Origin of the sequence: Acetivibrio ethanolgignens (assembly GCF_001461035.1) — a bacterium.
Classification (GTDB): domain Bacteria; phylum Bacillota; class Clostridia; order Lachnospirales; family Lachnospiraceae; genus Velocimicrobium; species Velocimicrobium ethanolgignens.
This window is the reverse complement of the sequence record NZ_LNAM01000088.1, coordinates 1-1,515: the sequence shown is the minus strand read 5'-3', so window position 1 is coordinate 1,515 and position 1,515 is coordinate 1. Positions and strand designations below refer to the sequence as shown.

Here is a 1,515-nt window from a genome sequence, read left to right as displayed (position 1 = left end):
TTTGTAAATTATAGGATTTTCTGCTCCATAGAAGTCCATTGAAATTGAGTATTTGCATTATACCGTCGATTGCTTATCATTAACTCTGTATCGTTATCAAGGCGGACTTTCTGGAAGTTGTAACCTTTATTCATAAAATACTGACCCAGTTTCATCTTCATAATATGTTCCGCATTTGCCGTATGGAATGCGTTGTCTGACTTTGGCGGTGTACTTCGGCAGTAGTACAAAAATGGATATTCAGCGTTTTGTAGGAAGTCAGTTACTTTCTGGTGGAAAGGCTGATATTTGTAACCAGTAACAGCACAAGTATGCTCTGAACCGATGTATGGCACATCCAGAAGTAGCAGTTTTTCTGTATCATCGTTTTTTAAATATCCGAGACAGTCCTGCTGTGTAATGACAGAATTCTGCAACTTCAAGTGTGCTGGTAAGAATCTGAAGACTCGTTCCATGATTTTGCCAGCCCTTTCCACCATTGCCTTATCAATACACTGGACAATAAACATCTGGTATGCAATGTCAATATTACAATCAACTTTATGATACTTAGCTCGCTTTCCTGCATAATCATTAATTGCTTTCTTATATGCAGATAACTTTGGATTCTTGGTTTTTGGTTGTTCGATGAATGAGAGGTCGGATTCCAGAATTCGTTTTATCAGCTTCAGTGGTTTGGTCTTAATCACATTCAGAAAATTGGTTCTAAGAGGATTCAAGTCATTTAGAGTCACTGATTTCCAAGGATATGTTTCTAATCCTAAAAATAGTGAACCAGTTACACTGCAACAATCAATCAGTGTAAAGAATTCATATGGAATTTCCATTGCATCTACAGCATCAGCAGTTGCTATCTGCATGGTATGGTTCTTGGAGCCTACAATGGTGTAAAGCGGTGAGAGGCAGTCTGTATAAAATGAGGTTGGTAGTACCAGATAGTCAACAAGTGCATATTCAATTATTTGACTGTATGTATTCGAAGGATGTTGTTCCTGTAACATGTCCAGTAGTCCATCATAAACAGCAATTGTCATGGATTTATATGCAGATGACAGACAGAAGGCTATTTATGACAGTAATGTAGCCAGAAGTGGAAGTGAGCGGACAGATCAGTTTTCAGCGAAACCAGGCTATAGTGAGCATCAGTCAGGACTTGCGATGGATGTTTCAACAAATTCCATTCATTTCCGGCTGGATGAGGAGTTTGCTGCGACGCCGGAGGGACGATTTTTGGCAGACCATGCCCATGAATATGGATTTATTATCCGCTATCCTGAGGGAAAGTCAGATATCACCGGATATTCCTATGAACCGTGGCATATCCGGTATGTAGGTAAGGAGCTGGCAGAAGAGCTTTACAGTAAAGGAATTACTTTGGAGGAGTACTATGGCTATACGCCAAGTGAAGAGCTTAAGAGTGAGGAAGCCTACGGAAGTGCGATTGACGTTGAGGAAATCGAGGAAGAATACTAATTACATAGCATGAGAGAGGTTTTTTATATAAAAGAAGCCGCT

2 protein-coding genes are annotated in these 1,515 nt (G+C 39.8%); one reads left to right on the top strand and one right to left on the bottom strand.

Features of this window, described 5'->3' with window-relative positions:
* Positions 1 to 8: 8 nt before the first annotated feature.
* Positions 9 to 1,001: a DNA adenine methylase gene (locus tag ASU35_RS20090; RefSeq protein WP_242861205.1), complete on the bottom strand. Its 993-nt coding sequence runs from the start codon at positions 999 to 1,001 to the stop codon at positions 9 to 11.
* 31 nt (positions 1,002 to 1,032) lie between these two features.
* Here ASU35_RS20090 and ASU35_RS04950 point away from each other — a divergent pair, with 31 nt between their 5' ends.
* Complete coding sequence (locus tag ASU35_RS04950) at positions 1,033 to 1,473, top strand: M15 family metallopeptidase (RefSeq protein WP_058351947.1); 441 nt, start codon at positions 1,033 to 1,035, stop codon at positions 1,471 to 1,473.
* Positions 1,474 to 1,515 lie beyond the last annotated feature (42 nt).

What these genes read in the sequence shown, in the direction of transcription:
- ASU35_RS20090 (WP_242861205.1), bottom strand. Translation starts at nt 1,001, where the DNA reads ATGTTACAGGAACAACATCCTTCGAATACATACAGTCAAATAATTGAA.
- ASU35_RS04950 (WP_058351947.1), top strand. Translation starts at nt 1,033, where the DNA reads ATGGATTTATATGCAGATGACAGACAGAAGGCTATTTATGACAGTAAT.